Annotated in this window: 14 protein-coding genes; 2 read left to right on the forward strand and 12 right to left on the reverse strand. The window is 62.5% G+C overall.

Going from position 1 to position 16,260, the window contains the following annotated elements:
- Window position 1: 1 nt before the first annotated feature.
- The 4 genes from JQK88_RS00270 to JQK88_RS00285 form a co-directional block, all read right to left on the reverse strand.
- Window positions 2-1,057 carry a M14 family metallopeptidase gene (locus JQK88_RS00270; RefSeq protein WP_203277143.1) on the reverse strand — a complete coding sequence of 352 codons (1,056 nt, stop codon included), beginning with the start codon at window positions 1,055-1,057 and terminating at the stop codon, window positions 2-4.
- Window positions 1,058-1,144: 87 nt separating this feature from the next.
- Window positions 1,145-2,320, reverse strand: coding sequence for an MFS transporter (locus JQK88_RS00275; RefSeq protein ID WP_192258953.1), 1,176 nt, complete (start codon window positions 2,318-2,320; stop codon window positions 1,145-1,147).
- A gap of 116 nt (window positions 2,321-2,436) precedes the next feature.
- Window positions 2,437-3,813 (reverse strand): FAD-containing oxidoreductase, encoded by a 1,377-nt coding sequence (locus JQK88_RS00280; RefSeq protein ID WP_192258954.1) that lies wholly within the window; start codon window positions 3,811-3,813, stop codon window positions 2,437-2,439.
- Window positions 3,810-4,271, reverse strand: a complete 462-nt coding sequence (locus JQK88_RS00285) for a DUF4126 domain-containing protein (RefSeq protein ID WP_192258955.1) — start codon at window positions 4,269-4,271, stop codon at window positions 3,810-3,812. Before JQK88_RS00285 ends, JQK88_RS00280 begins: the two co-directional genes overlap by 4 nt.
- Before the next feature lie 126 nt (window positions 4,272-4,397).
- Here JQK88_RS00285 and JQK88_RS00290 point away from each other — a divergent pair, with 126 nt between their 5' ends.
- Window positions 4,398-4,955: a sugar O-acetyltransferase gene (locus JQK88_RS00290; protein WP_192258956.1), complete on the forward strand. Its 558-nt coding sequence runs from the start codon at window positions 4,398-4,400 to the stop codon at window positions 4,953-4,955.
- An 18-nt stretch (window positions 4,956-4,973) separates the two neighbouring features.
- Here JQK88_RS00290 and JQK88_RS00295 read toward each other — a convergent pair whose 3' ends face one another.
- A complete protein-coding gene (locus tag JQK88_RS00295; RefSeq protein ID WP_192258957.1) occupies window positions 4,974-5,963 on the reverse strand; it encodes a helix-turn-helix domain-containing protein in 990 nt (329 codons plus the stop codon).
- A 127-nt stretch (window positions 5,964-6,090) separates the two neighbouring features.
- On the opposite strand from JQK88_RS00295, the gene JQK88_RS00300 reads away from it, so the two are divergent.
- The gene (locus JQK88_RS00300) at window positions 6,091-6,729 is read left to right on the forward strand and encodes a cysteine hydrolase family protein (protein ID WP_192258958.1); all 639 of its coding nucleotides are present in this window, start codon (window positions 6,091-6,093) and stop codon (window positions 6,727-6,729) included.
- Between the two features lie 59 nt (window positions 6,730-6,788).
- On the opposite strand, the gene JQK88_RS00305 is transcribed toward JQK88_RS00300, so the two are convergent.
- From JQK88_RS00305 to JQK88_RS00335, 7 genes are all read right to left on the reverse strand, one after another.
- A complete protein-coding gene (locus tag JQK88_RS00305; protein WP_192258808.1) occupies window positions 6,789-8,468 on the reverse strand; it encodes a formate--tetrahydrofolate ligase in 1,680 nt (559 codons plus the stop codon).
- 313 nt (window positions 8,469-8,781) lie between these two features.
- Window positions 8,782-9,906 carry a DUF2333 family protein gene (locus JQK88_RS00310; RefSeq protein ID WP_203277144.1) on the reverse strand — a complete coding sequence of 375 codons (1,125 nt, stop codon included), beginning with the start codon at window positions 9,904-9,906 and terminating at the stop codon, window positions 8,782-8,784.
- A 104-nt stretch (window positions 9,907-10,010) separates the two neighbouring features.
- A complete protein-coding gene (locus JQK88_RS00315) occupies window positions 10,011-11,318 on the reverse strand; it encodes a DUF6638 family protein (protein WP_203277145.1) in 1,308 nt (435 codons plus the stop codon).
- 67 nt (window positions 11,319-11,385) lie between these two features.
- Window positions 11,386-11,796, reverse strand: coding sequence for an endonuclease domain-containing protein (locus tag JQK88_RS00320; protein ID WP_376740376.1), 411 nt, complete (start codon window positions 11,794-11,796; stop codon window positions 11,386-11,388).
- A 69-nt stretch (window positions 11,797-11,865) separates the two neighbouring features.
- Window positions 11,866-13,776 carry an AAA family ATPase gene (locus JQK88_RS00325; RefSeq protein WP_203277147.1) on the reverse strand — a complete coding sequence of 637 codons (1,911 nt, stop codon included), beginning with the start codon at window positions 13,774-13,776 and terminating at the stop codon, window positions 11,866-11,868.
- A gap of 24 nt (window positions 13,777-13,800) precedes the next feature.
- Window positions 13,801-14,946 (reverse strand): hypothetical protein, encoded by a 1,146-nt coding sequence (locus tag JQK88_RS00330; protein WP_203277148.1) that lies wholly within the window; start codon window positions 14,944-14,946, stop codon window positions 13,801-13,803.
- Between the two features lie 28 nt (window positions 14,947-14,974).
- Window positions 14,975-16,063, reverse strand: coding sequence for a hypothetical protein (locus tag JQK88_RS00335; protein ID WP_203277149.1), 1,089 nt, complete (start codon window positions 16,061-16,063; stop codon window positions 14,975-14,977).
- Window positions 16,064-16,260: the final 197 nt, after the last annotated feature.

The raw sequence follows: 16,260 nt of genomic DNA on the forward strand, positions 1-16,260 counted from the left end.
GTCAGTCCTCCAGCGTCCCTGACCTTGCGTCGGCGCTCTTCTTGTCGCCGACCAGTTTCAAGAGATCCTCGCCGGCGCGGATGATGCGGCGTGCGCGGCGGGTCAGGATGACGCCGTCCTGCGGGGCAAATACTTCGGTGCGGCCGCCGACCTCCCCGGGTGTATGGACAATGGTGGCGAGGCGTGCGCCCTTGGCGACGCGGTCGCCGGGCTTCACGTCGTAGAGCACGGCACCCGCCCGGGGTGCTGGCATCATGTCGATGTTTTCCAACGGCGCGACGAAACCAGTGAAAGGACCTGGTGCGGGTAGGGCCGGGTCGGCGATCACGCCGCGCGCCACCAGCAGCCAGTAGAGACCTTCGGCATCGGATGCGGCCAACCTGCCGTCGACATCGAGCATGCCGCGATATTCGACCGTGGTGACGACGCGCCGCTCGAACTTTGCCACGCCGGCGGGGACGTTCTGGTAGGGCATGATCGTGGCGCCCTCGAAGGTCCCGTCGCTGTCTTCGCTCCACAGCACCACCGCGTCGATGCCCATGGCGGCGGCGCAATCGGCCATTGCCGGCCACAGGCTGGAGTGGACGTAGAGATAGGCCAGCCCTTCATCGTCACAATGCAGATCAAGCACGATGTCGTGGCCTATGGAAAGTTGCAGCAGCCGCGTCTTCAACTGCTGATCGGCAGTTCCGAATGTGGTGTCCGGCAACAGTGCGGTGTCAGGCGCGGCAAGCAGCGGAAAGGCACGGTTGAAGTTGGTGCGGGTGCCGAGATGAAAGCGGCCCTGATGTTCGCCGAAATGATATTGCGCGCGGCCGATCGGGTTGGCCCAGGGCACGACCGTGATGTTGCCCTTGATGCGGCCTTCGGCCTCGGCCTTGTTCAGCGCAGGCATCAGCGCGTCGATGGCGACGACGCCCGGCAATTCGCCGGCATGGAGTGCCGACTGCAGATAGGCAGAGGGCGCTGCCTTGTCGGCGCCGGTGAAGCGGAATGCCGGGAATTCGTAGGAAACGCCTTCGCTGTCGCCGGAAATGCGTTCGATCGATTTCTGCATGGGATGCCTCCAGGAAAGAGGCAGAACACATGCACCTTTGCCGGAGGGCTGTCGATTGGTCCAGTTCGCGGCGCTATGGGCGCAATATCATTCCGCGGCAGCCGGAACGGCCACAGGAGCTGAGCGTTCAAGCGCCTGTGAGACAACGGCTACGGTGACGGCCAGCAGCGCCAGAACCGCGCCGACCAGCGGCAGGTGAGCGTAGGAGACGCCCGCCGAAAGGGCCAATCCGCCGATCCAGGCGCCACCTGCATTGCCGACATTGAAGGCGCCCTGGTTGAGCGTGGCGGCAAGGTTCGGCCCTTCGGACGCCGCTTCGACGACGCGGATCTGCAGCGGCGGCACGACGACGAAGATGAGCAGGCCCCACAGGAAGACGACGCCGATGGCGACGCTGGCGATGGCGCCGAACTGCATGAAGCCGACAAACAGCACCGCCATCAAAAGCAGCGTGCCGATCACCGTCGGCATCAGCTTCCAGTCGGCCAGCTTGCCGCCGATGACATTGCCGACGGTCATGCCGGCGCCGAACAGCAGCAGCACCCAGGTGACCGCGGAGGTCGACAGGCCGGAGACCTCGGTGAGGTAGGGCTTGATGTAGGTGAAGACGGCAAACAGGCTGGCCGAGGCCAGCGAGGCGATCAGCATCGCCAGCCAGACCTGCAATTTGCCCAGCACGCGCAACTCGCCGCGCAAGCCGCCGCCGCTCGGTTGGGCGACGTCGGACGGCACCAGCCAGGCAATGGCCGCAACAGAGAGCAAGCCGATGCCGACGACGGCGAGGAAGGTGGAGCGCCAGCCGAAGGCTTCGCCGAGCGCAGTGCCGGCGGGAACGCCCAGAATGTTGGACAGCGTCAGGCCGGCGAACATCAGCGCGATGGCGCTGGCGCGCTTGTTGCGCGGCACCAGGCTTGCGGCCACGACCGAGCCGATGCCGAAGAAGGCGCCATGGCCGAAGGCGGTGAAGACGCGAGCTGCCATCAAGAGCCAGTAATTGGGCGCAATGGCGCAAAACAGATTGCCGACGACGAACAGAGCGGCGAGGCCAACCAGGACCGGTTTGCGCGGCAAATGCGCGGTGGCCATGGCGACGATCGGGGCGCCGAAGACGACGCCCAGCGCATAGCCGGTGACCAGCAGGCCGGCCGAGGGGATCGACACGCCGAGATCGGCGGCAACCTCGGGCAACAGGCCCATAATCACAAACTCGGTGGTGCCGATGCAGAAGGATGCTATGGCAAGCGCAAGGATCGGCAAAGGCATGGAAAGTCCAGTATGAATCGGTTCAATTTCAGACTGACCGAGAAGCCGTGCCATGCGCAATGCACATTGCTGCAATGCACCAATGCAGAAAGCCGGGAGCTTGACGCAAAGTTACGTCACACCAGCGGCTTCAGTTCCTGGGCGATGGTCGGCAGCAGTTCCGAAACCGTCGGGTGGATGTGCATGGCACGGGCCAGCGTGTCGGCCGGCGCCTTGGCGTACATCAGGTCGAGCACGCAGTGCACCGCCTCGTCGCCGCCAGGGCCAAGCACGGAAAAGCCGAGGATCTCCCTGGTGTCGGCATCGACCAAGATCTTCATAAAACCTTGCGTCTCGCCCTTTTCGACGGCGCGGCCGACGCGGGTCATCGGCCGCTGGCCGACCAGCGCCTTGCGGCCGGATTTTTTCACGGCGGCCTCGGTCATGCCGCAGCGGCCGAGCGGCGGATCGATGTAGAGCGCATAGGCCTCGACGCGGTCGCTGACCTTGCGCGGATCGTTATCGAGCAGATTGGCGGCAACGATCTCATAGTCGTTGTAGGAGGTGTGGGTGAAGGCGCCCTTGCCGTTGCAATCGCCCATCGCCCAGATGCCGGGCACGCTGGTGCGCAGCTGGTCGTCGACGGTGACGAAGCCGCGCAGATCGACCGCGACGCCGGCCTTGTCGAGACCGAGGTCGTCGGTGTTGGGAGTGCGGCCGAGCGCCAGAAGCACGTGCGAGCCGACTGCCGGCGGTTTGCCGGATGAGAAGGTCACGGCGATGTCGTTGCCCTGTTTGGCGAAGCCGATGTCGTCGGCGCCGACATGGACCGCTATGCCCTCGTTTTCGAGGATCGACAGGATCGCCGCCGATACGTCCTCGTCCTCGCGGCCGGCCAGGCGTGGGCTCTTCTCGATGACGGTGACTTCGCTACCGAAGCGGCGGAACATCTGTGCGAATTCCAGCGAGATGTAGCTGCCACCGACGACGACGAGGTGACGCGGCAAAATTTCGAGATCCATCATCGAGGAATTGGTGAGGTAGTCGATGTCGTGGATGCCGGGCAGGTCCGGCACCGAGGCGCGGCCGCCGGTGTTGAGGAAGATCTTTTCGGCGGTCAAAAGGTCGTTGCCGACGCGCACCGTGTTGGCGGATTCGAAGCGCGCATGGCCGCGATAGAGCGTGCATTTGTCCATGCCGGCGATCCAGGTTTCCAGCCCGGTGCGGGAGGCGCCCGAAACCTTGTCCTTGCGCGCCTTGATCGCCTTATAGTCGACGCCGACAGGGCCACTGAGCGTCACGCCATAATCGGCGGCGCGCCGCGCCAGATGGGCGGCATAGGCGCTGGCGACCATCGTCTTGGTCGGGATGCAACCGGTGTTGACGCAAGTGCCGCCGACCAGCTTGCGCTCGATCAGCGCCACGTTCATGCCGGCTGCGTTCAGCCTGCCGGCGAGCGGTGTGCCGGCCTGGCCGGCGCCAATGATGATGGCGTCGAAGGTTTTCGCCGTCATGCCACCGCCGCCACGATCAGCAGGCCGCCGATGATGGCCACCGCGTCCTCGATGAGAGCGGCAGGCAAGTCCTTGCCGAAGGTGGTGGCCAGCCGGCCACGCGCTTCGGCGCCACCATAGGTGCCGATAACGGCGCCGATGGCACCGGCGATCAGGCCGCCTATGGTGGAACCGGCGGTGGCGCCGATCACAGCACCTGCAAAGGCGCCCATGAGGATGCGGGCGCCGAACTGCTGCGGCACTTTGCGGCTCGGCGTCGACGGCAACTGGTCGGTGACCAGTTCGACAATGGCCAAAATGGTGAAGATGCCGACAGCGGCCCAATGGCCCATGAAGCTCGCCCAGGTGCCGGCAACCGGCAGCCAGCCGAGATAAGCGCCCCAGGCGACGGCGGCCGGCGCGGTCATGGCGCGAAGACCGGCAATGATACCGATCAAAAGTGCGAGCAGATAGAGCATGATGGATCCCCTCAGAACCTCGGACGGTCCGCGCGGGCAAGCTAGCATAGGCCGGGCATTTGGACAGCGGGGTTTTCCCCGGCGGAGGATTGTGCTTTGGCAGGAGATCAGATTGGAGGCGTGGCCATGTCCGCAAGCGAACGCACGAAGATGATTGCGGGCGAGTGGTACACCTGCATCGACGACGAGTTGGAAGCGCTGCGGGTGATCGCGCGCGATGCGGTGTTCGAGCACAATTCACTGCCGCCTCGGCAGCGCGGCAATATCAGTCCAGCCTTGTTGGCGCTTCTTGGCAATGCTGGCGAGGGCGCCCGCATCGAGGCGCCGTTCCATTGCGCCTACGGTTTCAATATCCATCTCGGCGCAGGCGCGTTTCTCAATGCCGGCTGCACCATCCTCGATACCGCGCCGGTGCGTATCGGCAACCGGACACTGCTTGGCCCCAATGTGCAGATCTACTGCGCCGAGCACCACAAGGAGGCAGCAGGCCGTCAGGCGGGGCTGGAGATCGCCAGGCCGGTCACCATCGGCGACAGTGCCTGGATCGGCGGCAGCGCCATCATCCTCGGCGGCATCAGCATCGGCGATGGCGCCATTGTCGGCGCCGGCGCGGTGGTGACGCGCGACGTGCCTGACAACACCACCGTGGTCGGCAACCCGGCGCGGGCGGTCAAACGCGGCTGAATACGCGTCCGCCGAAGATCAATGAGACAGGGCGGACATCGCCTGCTCGCCGGTCCGCCTGGAGAATTCGCGCCGGTACTGCGCCGGCGAGGTCCGCAGTCGTGCGGCAAAATGCTGGCGCAACGAGGTGGCGCTGCCGAAGCCGGCCTCGAAAGCCACCATGTCCATCGATTTCTCGGTCGCCTCCAGCAGCCGTTGCGCCAGTTCGATGCGCTGGCCGGCCAGCCACTCGCCAAAGCTGGTGCCCATCGATTTCTGGAAACGGCGGGTGAACGTGCGCCGGGTCAAGCCGGCGGCCTCGGCGACGCGGTCGAGGCTGTGCGTTTGCCCCAGCGTTGCCCGCACGGTGTCGAGCGCCTGGGTGAACCGGTCGGCAGCCGGGGTTTTCGCCAGCGGGCGCTCGATGAACTGGGCCTGTCCGCCTTGCCGATGGGGGGAGAGCACGACGTGCCGGGCGAGCCGCAGTGCGGCCTCGGCACCATAGCGGGCACGCACGATATGCAGGCAGCAGTCCAGCCCGGCGGCGACGCCAGCGGAGGTGACAATGTCGCCCTCGTCGAGATAGAGCACATCGGCGTCGACGGCGATATCGGGATGAAGCGCCTGCAACTGGTCCGTATAGGCCCAGTGCGTGGTCGCTTTCCGGCCCGAAAGCAGGCCGGCGGCGGCAAGGGCAAAAGTGCCGAGACAGAGCCCCACGATCAGCGCGCCGCGCCGGTGCGCACGGCCGAGCGCTTCCTTCAATGGCTTGGCGAGAGGAGCTTCGAGATCCTTCCAACTCGGGACGATGACGATATCGGCGTCATCGAGCGCGGACAGCCCATGCGGCACGAGGATGCTCAGCCCCGCATCGGTCTGGATCATGCCTTCCTCGACCCCGCAGACACGGAAGTCGAAGCGCGGCAGGCCGAGCTTGGTGCGGTCGGCGCCGAACACCAGGCACGGCACGGAGAGATGGAACGGGCTGATGCCGTCGAAAGCAAGGACGGCGACGATGGGAGCGGTCATGGGCGTTTCCAGCAGGTGAGTTTGGATTGTCCCAATTCTTTCGAATGATGTCAATTGGGCCACTTTTGGCAGCCGGGCGATCCGCCTATTTTCGGCCCGTCCCATTCAAGCCCGAAAGGAAAACACCATGTCCACCAACACCACGCCGCGCCGCGCGCTCATCGTCATCGATGTCCAGAACGACTATGACGGCGGCAACCTCGCCATCCAGTATCCGCCCTTTCGCGACAGCGTCGTCAACGTGGCGCGCGCCATGGATGCCGCCACTGCCGCCGGAGTTAAGGTGGTGGTCGTCAAGCAGATGGCGCCCGAGACGTCGCCGATCTTCGCCAAGGGCAGCCATGGCGGAGAACTGCATCCCGAGATCGCCAGGCGGGAGCGTGACCACTATGTCGAAAAGTCGCTGCCCTCGGCCTTTGCCGGCACCGACCTTGAGGAGTGGCTGCGCGCCAACGCCATCGATACGATCACGGTGGTCGGCTACATGACGCATAATTGCGATCTGTCGACCGTCATCCACGCCGCGCATGTCGACTTTGCGGTCGAGTTCCTGTCCGACGCCACCGGCTCGGTGCCCTATGCCAACAGCGCGGGCTATGCCTCGGCGGAGGAGATCCATCGCGTGGTGACGGTCATTCTGCAGTCGCGCTTCGCGGCCGTGCTCGATACAGCCGAATGGATCGATTGCCTCAAGACGGGCGCACTGCCCAAGCGCGATACGATCTATGCCTCCAACCAGCGGGCACTGGCGCGCAACGCGGCGTAACGCCCTGGAAACAAAAAAGGCGCCGCATCGCTGCGGCGCCTTTGATAGTCGAGAAAATCTCAGAACAGGCCTTCGATCTGGCCGGCTTCGTTGAGGAAGATCTTTTCCGAGGACGGCGCCTTGGGCAGGCCGGGCATGGTCATGACCTCACCGCAGATGATGACGACGAAGCCGGCGCCGGCCGACAGCCTGACCTCGCGCACCGGCACGGTGTGGCCGGTCGGTGCGCCGCGCAGGTTCGGGTCGGTTGAGAAGGAATACTGCGTCTTGGCCATGCACACCGGCAGGTGGCCGTAGCCGGCCTGTTCCCAGGCGTGTAATTGGTCGCGCACCGACTTGTCGGCGATCGCCTCGGAGCCGCGATAGATGCGCTGGACGATGGTGTTGATCTTCTCGAACAGCGGCATGGCATCGGGGTAGAGCGGCGCGAACTGCGAGGCGCCGGATTCGGCCAGCGCCACCACCTTGTTGGCGAGATCCTCGATGCCGGCGGAGCCATGGGCCCAGTGCTTGCACAGGATCGCCTCTTCGCCCATCGAGGCGACATAGTCCTTCATCGCCTGGATCTCGGCGTCGGTGTCGGAATAGAAGTGGTTGATGGCAACCACCGCCGGCACGCCGAACTGCCTGATGTTCTCGATGTGGCGTCCGAGGTTGGCGCAGCCCTTCTTCACCGCCTCGATGTTCTCCTTGCCGAGGTCTTCCTTCTTGACGCCGCCATTCATCTTCATGGCGCGCACGGTGGCGACGATGACAGCCGCGGCTGGCTTCAGCCCTGCCTTGCGGCACTTGATGTCGAAGAATTTTTCGGCACCGAGATCCGCGCCGAAGCCGGCTTCAGTGACGACATAGTCGGCGAGCTTCAGCGCCGTCGTGGTGGCGACGACCGAGTTGCAGCCATGCGCGATGTTGGCGAACGGGCCGCCATGGACGAAAGCCGGGTTGTTTTCCAGCGTCTGCACCAGGTTGGGCTGCATGGCGTCCTTGAGCAGCACCGCCATGGCGCCATCGGCCTTGAGGTCGCGGGCATAGACCGGCGTTTTGTCGCGGCGGTAGGCGACGATGATGTCGCCGAGGCGCTTTTCAAGATCCTTCAGGTCGTTGGAGAGGCACAGGATCGCCATGACTTCCGAAGCGACGGTGATGTCGAAGCCGGCCTCGCGCGGAAAACCGTTGGCGACGCCGCCAAGCGAGGCGATGATTTCGCGCAGAGCGCGGTCGTTCATGTCCATGACGCGGCGCCAGACGACGCGGCGGGTGTCGATGCCGAGCTCATTACCCCAGTAGATGTGGTTGTCGATCAGCGCCGACAAAAGATTGTGCGCCGTGGTGATGGCGTGGAAGTCGCCGGTGAAGTGGAGGTTCATGTCCTCCATCGGCACGACCTGCGCATAGCCGCCGCCGGCTGCACCGCCCTTGACGCCGAAATTCGGACCGAGCGAAGCCTCGCGAATGCAGACGATCGCCTTCTTGCCGATGCGGTTCAATCCATCGCCGAGGCCGACGGTGGTCGTCGTCTTGCCTTCGCCGGCCGGCGTCGGGTTGATGGCGGTGACCAGGATCAGCCTGCCATCCTTGTTGCCCTTTACCGACTTTATGAACTCTGCCGAGATTTTCGCCTTGTCGTGGCCGTAGGGCAAAAGGTGCTCGGTCGGGATGCCGATCTTCTTGCCGATCTCCTGAATCTGCTTTTTGTTGGCGCCGCGCGCGATCTCGATGTCGGACTTCACTTCGGCCATGACGGCTTTCCTTCGGATTGAACGGTGGAGGGGACGGGTTTGATCTCACTCGCAGGCATGTTGGACCCGGGCGCGGGCATGTTCTAACCCTGTCGCTGCCGTGGCGTCAACTTGCATGCAACTATGTTTCCTGTGAAGAAAGTGTCTCCGCGGCCGGGCCGACCTGCCGTCGGTTCTTCCTGGCTCCGTTGCCGCGCCGTATAGAAGCCAGAGGACGCGTCGTTCCGCCGTCTCAAAACAGCCGCTCAATGCACGGAATGCGACAGAGGCGACGGCGCAAATTCGCCATCGCCTGTTGAGGCAGCAACAGACGTTACTGCGTCAGAACGTTGCTGATCTCGACCATGTTGGAGCGCACCCGCAGCACGTAGAAACCCATCGTCGTCAGGTGCGTCGGCATGATCCAGCCATCCTCGCGGCCATTGGCGATGATGAAGGGCTGTATGCGCAGCGCCGAGACGAATTGCGAATCCATCGTGTCCCACAGATTGCCGAGATGCTTTTCCTTGATCACATCCTCGAAGTCGGCCTGGGCCCCCTTCATAAGGCCGTAATAGGCATAGAGCTGGCCATAGGCGAACCAGAAGCGGTCGTCGGCGCGGAAGTCGAACCAGCCATTGTTGTGGTTTTCGGCACGCTCCTTGAGGATTGCCGAGGTCGAACCGATGTCGGAGGAGATGCGGTCTATATACTGCTTCAGATTGTCGGCACGGGCGTCGAACGTCGCCTGGCAGGTGGCCAGGCGGGCGTTGAAGGAGCGCAGCTTGTTGACGGCATCGCGATAATAGCTCGGGGTCGGCGTCTTCGGTCCGAACGGGTTCAGGCCGAAATACCAAGTGTATTCGTCGAACTGCAGATTGCCGCGCGCATCCTGCAGATCGGCATCGATCTGCGATGTCGTACGCACGCGGCCGAGATTATCGGCAAGCTCGGTGGCGGTGCGCCGCACCGCCTGGTTGATGCCGCGCTGGAACGAGGCCTTGTTGTCCATAAACGGCGTGTGATCCCAGTCGACGCCGAACAGGCCGAGCTTGTAGAGGATCATCGACGAGACCCAGGCATTCTGGTTGACGTTGAAATCGGTGAGGTCGGCCGCGACCTGGGCGATGCCCGAATTGCCACAGGTCTTGGCGGTCTCGGTGCCGGCACCGGCCGCGACCTGTTCGCCGGCGGAAATGTTGCGGTTCTCGAAGGTGTATTTGTCGACGTAGTTGGGGTCGAACTTGTTCCACCATTGGGTGGCGTAGAAGAAGTTGGCGTAGAGGCCGATCAACACCAGCAAAGCCAGGCCGACCACCGCCTTCAGGATCCAGCCGCGCTGCGTATACCAGCGCCCGGCCCATAGGAAAGGCCACAGGATCGCGCCGATGACAAGGCCGATACCGCGGCCGATCCATTGGAAGATGCGGGTGAAGAAATTCACGATCGGATCAAGCATGGCTCTCGTTCACCCCCTCAGCATGATGCCAAAAGTTGCAGGCTTTTTGGATAACATCATGCGCCAAAACAATAAATTAGAACGAAATGACGGCTCATTTCGTTCTAATCAGTCAAGCCGTAAAGGCGCGTGCGAAACGCCACCTTGTCTTTCAAATATGTGGTTTTCAGAACGTCCACAACATGCGATCGCCAAGCGTCGCTGTAGCCGTCATAGTCCTTGTAGAAGCCGGGCTTGTTGAAGACATAGCGCGAGACGAAGTCCTGCGGTACGAAATCCGAGATCAGCTGGTTGGTCAGCCAGGCATCGGGATGATCGGGCTTGCCGCGCACGACCAGGAAGCGCTGGCGCGGCGCGACGTCCTCGATCTTGAGATGGCCGAGCTGGGCGATTTCGCGCTTGGCGGCGTTGAGGAAGGGAAAATTGCCGTCGCTGGTGATGAGATCAGCATGGCCGTGGATCCAGGTCTGCAGCCAGACCTTGTCGACATCGGTCAAATTGCGGTTCGGTTCGGTGTCACGGATCAGCGAGCGCACAACCATCTCGGCGCGATGCTCGAGATAGCCCGAGCTTTCGACCCATGACGCCCGCGGCAGTTCGATGCGGCCGGTCGAGGCCAGGAACTTGAACACCTTGTCGGCATCGTTGATCGAGAGATAGCTGACCTGCCAGGGTCGCGACCGGCGGAACCCGGGTGCGGCCGGGTCGCCGATGACCGTCGTCATATCGGGGTCGACGAAGACGTAGACGCCGCCGAAATGGCTGGTCCAGTAGGCGTTGTGGCGGAAGATCACCTGGTCGGGCACCAGCGCATTTTCGCGGATATCGCCGCAGACCTTGGCCAGCTCCACCATGCGGTTGAGCATGGCGCTATCGCGCCAGGCGTCCGGCTCCTGCTTCAACCGGTCGACAAGCTTGCCGAGCTCGGCGGCCTTGCCCAGCACGTCCTCGGCCGACAGCACCTTGAACTCGACCTGGCTGATCGACAGCAGATCCTCGATGTCGTTGACCACGGGGACGGAATCTTCGATCTCGCCGTAGATGACGTCCTTGATGGTCAGCGCATCGATGGCGCGCTGGTTCTTGGACATGAACTCGAACATCAGCTGCGAGGTGTTGGAGAAGGCGGTGTGCACCACCGGCAGGTCGATCTGCGACGGCGTCAGGATGATGAAGCGGCGGTTGACCTCATTGGGATCGAGATAATCGTAGTCGCCGCATTCCTCGGCCACTTCGGGCGAGAAGCCGGTGCGGTCGATCTGGAAACTCTTTAGTTTGGTCGGCTTCAACCCGAAGGCAACAAGCGCCTTGTTGTAGCGCTGGATGAGGTGCGACTCATCGACGGCGAGTAGGCGGCCGTAGATGAGCTCGTTGTCGCGCAGCAGGTCGGGTTTTTTGGCGGGGTGGGTCATTCTTCCTTCTCCCCGTTCACGGGGAGAAGGTGCCCGAAGGGCGGATGGGGGGCGGCGCTGACGCTCATCATTTGTCCCCCAAGGTTGAAGCGGGCAAAAACTTTACGTCGACAGCAACCATCTTCTGATTGAGGCGACCGTCCAATGCCGCAACAATCGTATCCAGTACGCTCCTGCGGCCCGTCAGGACATCGGCATGCCAAACCCTCAAAACCGACCAGCCGTTCCTATTCATAGTTGCATCCCTGTATCGATCCCTAGATCGATTTGCGTGCTGGCTTCCATCGACTTCCACAATCAGGTTAGCTTCGCGGCAGGCGAAATCGGCGAAATATGGACCGACCGGTAGCTGGCGAATAAATTTGTAACCGTTTAGTCGTCGCCCGCGCAGTTCGTGCCATAGTTTTTCCTCGGCTTCGTTCTCAACCTTTCGAAGCTGCCGGGCTCTCGCCACTTTCGGCTCGTTTCCACCGCGCACAGCGCTGCCCCTCATCCGCCCTTCGGGCACCTTCTCCCCGTGAACGGGGAGAAGGAAGAGGTGCCAGCCTCACGCATTCCACAGCCCCTTCTGCTTCATCTCCTCCATCTCGCGCGCTGCACGTTCGCGCAGCCGCGCATCGCGCAGCAGCTTCTCCACGGCGGCATCGTCCGACTTGTCGGAATAGCGGAACTCGGAATCGGCGTAGCGGTTGATCTCCTGCATGACCATGTCCATCGAGAACGGTCCGCGCAGTTCCTCGATCATGGCTTTCTTCTCGTCATAGCCCTTGTGCATGAAGGCTTCCGGCTTCTCGAACCAGTCGTCGGGCAACTCGATATCCATGGCGCGCATCTTGATGGCGTCGGTGACGTTCTTGATGGCGCGGCCGGTGAAGCGCGGTTCGGCGTCCTTGATCAGGTGTAGATAGGTGCCGATGTCGGCCATCGATTTCGGCGCGCCATTCTCCTTCATGTAGCGCTCATAGACCTTCATCAGCCCATCTTCCTGCGGCTTCTCATGCTCCTCATAGGCCTCGGTCACAGCACGCTGGATTTCCTGCGCGGCATAGAGCTTGTGGTCGCCGAGCGGGATCTTGTGGTTCTTGCCGGCAAGCAAAACGAAGATGTCGATATAGTCGTCGCGGCTCTGCGGGCCGTCGACCAGCCAGCGGGCGCCGGCGCGCTGGCGCAGGGCGTCGTCGACATTTTCGGGATAGTTGGAAAACATGCCGAACGAGCAGTTGCCACGCACCACCGTGCCGGCACCGGCAAAGGCATCCATCAAGACGCCGGTGATTTCCTGCTGGCCGGCCGAGGCGCGGTCGTCGGAGCGGCGTGCCGCCACCTGGTCGATATCGTCGACGGTGCCGAAACCGATGACGCGCGGGTTCAAGACATTGTTGATGAACTGGCGGCAGTTCTGGCCGGACTTGCCCTGGTAGGACGAGATCTGGTCGACGCCGAAATTCTCATAGGCGAAGGGATAGCCGGCGACCTGGCAGTAGCCGTTGACCAGGCCCGCGATCATCTGGATCAGCGTCGTCTTGCCGGTGCCCGGCGCACCGTCGCCGATGAAGGTGAAGAGGAAGCCGCCGAGTTCGACGAACGGATTCAGCTCGCGCTCGAAATCATAGGCCATCAGCATCTTGGCGAGCTTGACCGACTGGTATTTGGCGATGTGGTTGCCGACGACCTCTTCCGGCTTCTTGAAGGTCATCACCAGCGGCTTGGAGCGCTTGCCCGGCGCGACGTCGAAGCCATCCAAGGTGAAATCGTCAGCGTCGATGCGGATATGAGCGTCCTCGAACGGGCCGATACCATCGAAGCGGCCTTTGCGGGCCAAGAGCCCGTCAATGGCGACGCGGGCGAAGGCGCGCGCCCGGGTGGTCAAATCGCCATCGTCCTTGGAGCCGGCAATCGCTTTGTCGAGACCGGCGACAATCGACTTCACCGCATCCTGCGGCGTGTCGAACAGGAAGTCCGGCTCGGGGATATCGTTGGGCGCGTCGCCGTCGCTGTCGATCAGCTGGAACAGATAGGAGGCAAGACTGAAGGCTGAAACGTAAGCCGAGGCTGACAGAAGCTTCTTGAAGGTGGCGGCTTCGTCGCCTTCCAGCGGCGCGCGTGTGTTCTTGGCTTGCAGGCTTTCAAGATCGGAGCCCTCGGCGAAGACATCGGAAATGGCGAGCGAAATCGCCAGGCCGCGGCGGGCGCGAAACAACAGCGTGTGCTGTGGGATGCTCATCAGCTGGTCGTCGGGGTGGATGGCAGCGACGGTTTTGGTCAGTTCGACCTCCCGCGTGCGCCGCACCGAGCCGACGGAGACGGTCGAGACGAAGCGGCGATTGGTGCCCGCAAGCGCGGTGCCGGATTCTCGCGAAGGGTCTTCCAGCACGACGACGCGGGTGATGAAGCTCTGCGCCGTGGCGCGGTGCTTTTCGATCGCGGCTTCCGGGATGGTGGTCAGGCCGGTGTCCATGAAGGATGCTCCGTGGTGTGACGGTCAGACGTCTGAGATGACCTGCCCGTTGGACAGGATGTGAACCTTGTAGCCGGAAAAGATCTTCTGCGCCTCGCCGGCGGCGTAGAGCGCCTGGTAGGCTTCATGCGGGATCAGCGCGTGGTTCTGGTAGCTCGACACGCCCTGGCGCGCGGCTTCGAGATCGTCGGTGTTGATGAAGAATTCTTGGGTCGTCTTCTCGCTGGAAAACAGGCCCTTGCGGCCGGGTTTCTCTCCTTTGGAGTAGACCTCCTGGATGGTCCAGGTGAGCAGCCAGGCATTTTCGGGCTTGCGCACCTTGGCCAGCACCTCGGTCACCGTCGAATTGTTGTCGGTAATCCCTGCGGAATAGAAGGGGCCAAGCACGACGCGGCGCAATTGCTTGGGGTGCAGCGGCTCGAAATCCTTGTCGAGATTGACCGCAATCGTCGCCGGCGACAGCGTATAGGCGGAATTCTTTTCGGTGAAGTCGTCGAAACGGTGGGCAAGCTCGGGGTTGAGCAGGCCATCGACGGGCAGCGGGATGTCGACCTGTTCGTTGAGCTTGCCATTACTGTCGACAAGCTGGCGGATCATGGCTTCGGAGGAATCCTCCACCGTCACCATGTAGACCAGCGGCAGGTTGGCGCTGCCGTCGAATGTCGCCCAGTGGACGAGGTAATAGGGCCGGAAGGTTTTTGGATTGACCGAGACCTTGGCCGTCTGCGCCAGCGAGAACGGGCCGAAGGTCTGCTCGCTCTTGACGTCTTCGAGATAGAGCCGCTCGGCCATCGACTTTTGCAGCGCCTCGGGGAACTCCTTGTGGCGCAGAATGAAGTCGGCCATTTCCTCGCGCAATTCGCCGGCGAGCGGGATGTTGGCCAAACGCGCGTCGGCCTGGCGGCGATCGTTTTCCAATTCGAGCAGGTTCTGGAAGACGGGATAGCCGCTGTCGGCGCGTGAAATGCGGAACGTGTCCATGAAGCCGAGACGGTTGCGCCAGCAGGAGAACGATTTGTCCAGCCGGGCAATGTATTCGGCGACGATCTTGGCGACGATACCGTGCCGGTAAAGCGGCGAGCGGTCGTCGCGCATGAACACTTCAAGGCCGCTGAGTGCGGCGGTGATGGCGGAAAAATAGCGCGCCGCCGCTTCGTTTTCGGGAGTCATGCCGGGTGTGCTCGCGTGCAGCCGCTCCTTACGACTGCACGTAGTTGGCCGAATTGTGCTTCTTCATCACGTCGTCGAACCGGCGGGCGAAGGCATCGTCGGCAAGCTTCTTGCGGCGCTGGATGTCGGCGCTGGCGACCATGTTCTTCTCGTGCATTTCTAGGAGATCGCCAATGTGCTTTTGCGAGGCGGCACCAATGCCGGCCATGGTCTCTTCGGCGGTGTTGTCGACCTGGCTGCCCAGCGTGTTGATCTTGTGGGCGACATCCTGCTGGGCGGCGGTCTTCAACGAATCTTCCAGCGCCTTGTAAAGCACGATGCGCTGTTCGGTATCGATGGTCAGCTTGTTGATCAGCGTCGACTGCGCGGCGATCTGGTTGTTGAGCGAATCGACGAAGGTCTGGAACATCGAGGTGTAGCGCTCCAGCGTCTGGCTCTCGGCCAGCAATTCCTGCTCCTTGGCTTGCTTTTCATTGTATTCGGTGGCCAGTTTCGAGCGCTCGCCCTCAAGCTGCGTGCGTTCCTTCTGGCTGGTCGAGGCCGCGATCTTGTTCTCGATGTCGAGCAGCAGCGGGTTGACCTCCTCGATGCGTTTTTGCACCGCTTCGAGGTTGGCCATGGTGGCCTTGCGGCGCTCAATTACCTGCGATAAGCTGGCTTCGGAGGTCTTGTAGCGCTGGTCGAGGACCTCTTTCTGCGCCTTCAGAATGCCGACGATTGTGTCGGATTTGACCAGAAGCTCCTGCAGATTGCCGGCCAGCGACATGTTGCGGACGCGGTCGGTGCGCATGCGCTGCTTGCGTTGCGCGGAGAAGACGCCGACGAAGCTTTCCCAGCCGGTGTAGTTCTTCATGCTCTCGAATTCGGTTCCGAAGACGTTGGTGGCGTCTTCCAGACCGATGATCAGGTCGGCAATGTTGCCTTCCATCACCTTCTGCTGCTTCAGCACATCCTCGACGCGGGCGTTCTCGATGTCGAAATTGGCGTCGCCGATCTTCTTGTCAGCGGTGGCCAAAGTATCAAGCACGGTGCCGGACTGCTCGATCTTGGTGCGCATGTCCTGCACGACCTGCCTGGTCTTGGCAATTTCGGCATCGAAATTCTGCAATGTCGCCATAGGGGCCTCCCGCTTCGGCTTCCGGTCGCTGGCTGCGAACAGCGGCGAATATATGTGGGGCATCCGGGGATTGAAAGACGCAAGACAAGACCCGCCCCGAAAACAAAAAAATCCATCATCGTCTTGAAAGTCAATGAAGGCGGGGTCATGGCGTGAATAACCAGCCGGCCAGGCATTGTTCAACTGTCATTGAACTT

It is taken from the genome of Mesorhizobium caraganae, from assembly GCF_016836705.1.
Taxonomy (GTDB): Bacteria; Pseudomonadota; Alphaproteobacteria; order Rhizobiales; family Rhizobiaceae; genus Mesorhizobium; species Mesorhizobium caraganae.

Coding starts and splice junctions, on each gene's coding strand:
- JQK88_RS00270 (WP_203277143.1), bottom strand. CDS start 1,057: ATGCAGAAATCGATCGAACGCATTTCCGGCGACAGCGAAGGCGTTTCC.
- JQK88_RS00275 (WP_192258953.1), bottom strand. CDS start 2,320: ATGCCTTTGCCGATCCTTGCGCTTGCCATAGCATCCTTCTGCATCGGC.
- JQK88_RS00280 (WP_192258954.1), bottom strand. CDS start 3,813: ATGACGGCGAAAACCTTCGACGCCATCATCATTGGCGCCGGCCAGGCC.
- JQK88_RS00285 (WP_192258955.1), bottom strand. CDS start 4,271: ATGCTCTATCTGCTCGCACTTTTGATCGGTATCATTGCCGGTCTTCGC.
- JQK88_RS00290 (WP_192258956.1), top strand. CDS start 4,398: ATGTCCGCAAGCGAACGCACGAAGATGATTGCGGGCGAGTGGTACACC.
- JQK88_RS00295 (WP_192258957.1), bottom strand. CDS start 5,963: ATGACCGCTCCCATCGTCGCCGTCCTTGCTTTCGACGGCATCAGCCCG.
- JQK88_RS00300 (WP_192258958.1), top strand. CDS start 6,091: ATGTCCACCAACACCACGCCGCGCCGCGCGCTCATCGTCATCGATGTC.
- JQK88_RS00305 (WP_192258808.1), bottom strand. CDS start 8,468: ATGGCCGAAGTGAAGTCCGACATCGAGATCGCGCGCGGCGCCAACAAA.
- JQK88_RS00310 (WP_203277144.1), bottom strand. CDS start 9,906: ATGCTTGATCCGATCGTGAATTTCTTCACCCGCATCTTCCAATGGATC.
- JQK88_RS00315 (WP_203277145.1), bottom strand. CDS start 11,318: ATGACCCACCCCGCCAAAAAACCCGACCTGCTGCGCGACAACGAGCTC.
- JQK88_RS00325 (WP_203277147.1), bottom strand. CDS start 13,776: ATGGACACCGGCCTGACCACCATCCCGGAAGCCGCGATCGAAAAGCAC.
- JQK88_RS00330 (WP_203277148.1), bottom strand. CDS start 14,946: ATGACTCCCGAAAACGAAGCGGCGGCGCGCTATTTTTCCGCCATCACC.
- JQK88_RS00335 (WP_203277149.1), bottom strand. CDS start 16,063: ATGGCGACATTGCAGAATTTCGATGCCGAAATTGCCAAGACCAGGCAG.